Annotated in this window: 4 protein-coding genes; all 4 read left to right on the plus strand. The window is 50.1% G+C overall.

Features of this window, described 5'->3' with window-relative positions; genetic code table 11:
• The first annotated feature begins 240 nt into the window (after positions 1 to 240).
• Positions 241 to 900: a hypothetical protein gene (locus HMPREF2604_RS06635; RefSeq protein ID WP_070510733.1), complete on the plus strand. Its 660-nt coding sequence runs from the start codon at positions 241 to 243 to the stop codon at positions 898 to 900.
• A gap of 344 nt (positions 901 to 1244) precedes the next feature.
• On the plus strand, positions 1245 to 1940 hold the full coding sequence (locus tag HMPREF2604_RS13935; protein ID WP_141745871.1) for a chymotrypsin family serine protease: 696 nt from the start codon (positions 1245 to 1247) through the stop codon (positions 1938 to 1940).
• A 733-nt stretch (positions 1941 to 2673) separates the two neighbouring features.
• Positions 2674 to 2982, plus strand: a complete 309-nt coding sequence (locus HMPREF2604_RS06640) for a transposase (RefSeq protein WP_246818388.1) — start codon at positions 2674 to 2676, stop codon at positions 2980 to 2982.
• A partial coding sequence (locus HMPREF2604_RS06645) for an IS3 family transposase (RefSeq protein ID WP_070564198.1) occupies positions 2982 to 3692 on the plus strand: 711 nt, incomplete at its 3' end. The genes HMPREF2604_RS06640 and HMPREF2604_RS06645, both read left to right, overlap by 1 nt.

Genomic DNA, 3692 nt, shown 5'->3' on the forward strand with positions numbered 1-3692 from the left:
CTTGATGACAATGAGCGCCCACCACCAGTCTTTGGGGCGCTGGTTAACCCGAGTCTCAAAAGACTAGGGTTTGCGGGGAAGGGGAGGGATTATATGCCTTCTTGTGCGCCCTCGCAACAAATCTTGAGGAAGTTTATACAATAGTCTACATTTTACATCTTTTGCTTCCAATTATCCCTACTGGATGTAACTCTAGGGGTGTCCGATTTTCAGCCATCTTTTCTAGAAAGGATTATGGACATGTATCGTCTCAAGAAATCTACGCGTTTAGTGGTGCTGGTTGCGGCAGCAACAGTTTTTGCACCAGTCAATGCTAGTGCCGGTACTGAGACTGACCTCGCTGAGTCGACTCAGAATAATGCCTCTCAGTCTTCTGTTTCCTCAGAAGTTGCGGAAAAAGCAGATTCCTATGTTTTCCTTCAGGGAGACCAATTCGCGATTGCTAGAGAGGCAGAAAGCGCTCTTTCGCAAAAGGAACTGCAAGAAATCAAAAATGAAGTAGAGACTCAGAACGAAAGGATCAGCGAGGCCAAGGCTGATAGTAACCTTGAGATGAAGGTGGCGGGAGACTCGATAACTTTCTGGGAAAAAGGGCCGAAGATTTCGAGCGCTGATGATGATGACATTGATCCATACTTTCAAGAGGGTCGGAATGGAATTGAATTCCATGGGACTTATGTGAGGGTGCTACTGTCTAAAACGACGATTAACCGGGTGGGTGGCGGTGTCACAATCGCTGGAGTCTGGATTCCCGAGCCAGTTCTTTCCAAAATCCTAGCTACTGGAGGGGCTATTGCTGGTCTTGCGCCCGGTGGTATGTATGCAGACTATGGCATTGGTTCGATTGTGGCTGGCGCTTTCACACATAATGCATATCCTCAGCGGGTTGGTTTTCAATAAATTATCCTTCCTCTAAACAGAAAGGGGTTTAGGGAAAGGTAATTGGAATTTTGCCATATGGATGTTTCTGCATTGTTCAGATAACAGTCCAAGAGAATCTGCCGCCTGGCAAGAATAGAAATGGTTCTGGAGAGTAAAATATGTGGAAAAAGATATTGGCCACTGTGGGCGTTTTATTGATGATGCTTTCCGCTCAACTTCAGTGGCCGTATGGGGTCACGATTGCTCTAGCAATTTTGGTCATTTTCCTTGTGTTTGTTCCATCTGGGAAGAAGTAAATATCTGAGCAGAGGTGGGTATTTTAGCGGGCCTGCCTCTGTTTTAGATTGATTATTTATTAAGTTATGAAACAAAATACTATTTCTATAGTAGGCAGGCTAGCTCTTTTCTTTCTGGCTAGCGTATCTTTTGGGGCCACGGCTTCATCAATATCTACTGCTCAACAGAGGAATTTCGATCCTCTTTCATATATTGAAAGTGGAGATGAGGTGCAGGTGGGTCCTCCCCGAGGGGCGGTGACGTGTTCTGTGACTATCATTTCCCAGCAGCGGGCCTTGACTGCCGGTCATTGTGGTGAAAGTGCGGATGAAGTGTATTCGAAAGGTAGGCGTATTGGAAGTATTGGTGAAAACTACTTGTGGAGTAACCAAGGGATAGATGTTTCAGAAATACTTCTTGATCCTCCGGTAGATTACGTTCTTCGGGCTGATAAAATTAGTGATAAAAGTATCGAAATACCTTCAGCTATTTTTGCAAAAACCTTTCTCGGAGGGAGAATTGATGGGGTTGTCAACGACAAGAACTTATATTGTGAGGCATTTTCCATCAATGGGAGAGAATATCAGGCGCGAACTCTAAAGGCTCAAATGACTTCAAAACCTGGGGATTCAGGCGCCCCTGTCTATAATCCTGCAGGAGAATTGGTGGCCCTCATTGAAGGCGGCAATGGGAAAGGGGATACTACTATCACGCCGCTTTCTTTCCTGGAGGAAAAACTCTCTGAAGACTCTTCTTCTAATGAGTGTAAAGGAAATGGTTAAATTACACAGCCTGTTTGCTAGGAGATTTTCCGCTTTATCTAACGACTAGTTGCAGCTGCTACGCAAAAGAGGAGGCGGAATCTGCTCAACGACTTCCTGCGCTAGCGACGAGTCGGATTTGGACGGTGTTGGTTGTTGCCGAGTGTATTTTGTTAGTCGGCGGACGTAGCGCCATCGGCAGATGCCTCAATACTAGTCCTTGTCCTAACATCGAGAAGTTTTAGAGTGCGTTAATTTTGTCGCTTTAGTCGAGGGCTTGTCGGTTTATTGATTGCTTGATTTCGCTGCTTCAACTTATAGAACCCTAGTCATCGTTCACCGGTGGCTCGGGATCTGCGTTTGTTGTTGTCATTCTAGAAGCGGGTGCCAGCGCAGCTCTCGGAAGCGGGCAAAGCCCTGATCTTGGCTCAGTAAGGTTGCTTCTTCTTCTATTACGGACGCGGCTATCCAGGCATCAGGGATGTCGCTGGCTTTAAGCTTGTGCAAGCGCACCAGTTCAGTGAAGGTTGTCCAGGTCCCTGGGCTGGAGCTCAAAAGAGTGCCCGTTTGGGGCCGCTAAAATGGTATTGAGTGCAGTCAGTGCTTGCTGGGCGGTTAGTGGTTTGTGGAATAGCTTGTGGTTGGTCATAACTCGAACAAGGCCCGTTGCCACAACATCCAGGAGTGAGGTTACCCTCGTTTAGTGGACACCCAACTTGTACGGATGTTGTGTCCGTAGGAGAGGATGTTCATTGTGAGTCAACAACGCAAGAAGTACACGCCGGAGTATCGGCGTGAAGCCGCGAATCTCGTGATTGAGTCGCAGCGCCCGACCGCTCATGTGGCCCGAGAGATCGGTGTCGCCCCGGGGCTTTTGGGCAAGTGGGTCAAAAATGAGCGGGAGCGCCGAGGCGCTGCCGATGGGATGAGCGCGGCGGATCTTCGGGCCGAGAATGCGCGCTTGCGCCGGGAGCTGGCAGAAGCTCGGATGGACAACGAGTTTTTGTCAAAAGCGACAGCCTTCTTCGCCGCGAAGCAACGCGAACAGAAAAGTTCGAACTAATGCGGCGAGAGAAGGCAAACTACAGCATCAAACGTATGGCACGCTTGTTGAAGGTGTCACGGTCCGGCTACTACAAATGGTTCCATACCCAGCAGCAACGACTCTTAGGTCACGATGATCGGGCAGCGTTTTATGACGATGTTGACTGCAAGATCCACCAGATTTGGGCTGACTCTGATCAGGTCTACGGTGCACCGCGCATTACCGCAGAACTGGCTGAGCGCTACGGCATTGCGCTCAACCGGAAGACCGTGGCTAAGCGGATGCGCCTGATGGGCATTGAGGGGATTTCACCGCGGGCCTTCGTCCCGGTGACCACGATTCAGTCCAAGCGTAAGTCCAGGCTTCCTGACCTGGTTAAGCGCATGTTTGATGCAGGTGAGCTCAATCGGGTGTGGATGTCGGATATTACCTACCTGCGCACCGGTGAAGGCTGGTTGTACTTGTGTGCGGTCCGTGATGGTCATTCCCGCCGAGTGCTGGGCTGGGCTATGGATAGTGTGCAAGATGCTTCCCTGGTCGAGCGGGCCCTGCGGATGGCGTATACGCTACGCGGTGAGGTTCCTGATGGCCTGGTGTTTCACGCTGACCGTGGGGCACAGTTTACCAGCGAGCAGCTCTGGGATGTCTGCCGCGGCCTGGGCATTGCCCAGTCCGTCGGGCGTACCGGGGTGTGCTTTGATAACGCGATGGCCGAGTCGTTCTGGTCG

The organism is Corynebacterium sp. HMSC055A01, assembly GCF_001809405.1.
Lineage (GTDB): Bacteria > Actinomycetota > Actinomycetes > Mycobacteriales > Mycobacteriaceae > Corynebacterium > Corynebacterium hesseae.

Bases quoted from the DNA above. Each gene is read 5' to 3' on its own strand.
- HMPREF2604_RS06635 (WP_070510733.1), top strand. From the start codon at position 241: ATGTATCGTCTCAAGAAATCTACGCGTTTAGTGGTGCTGGTTGCGGCA.
- HMPREF2604_RS13935 (WP_141745871.1), top strand. From the start codon at position 1,245: ATGAAACAAAATACTATTTCTATAGTAGGCAGGCTAGCTCTTTTCTTT.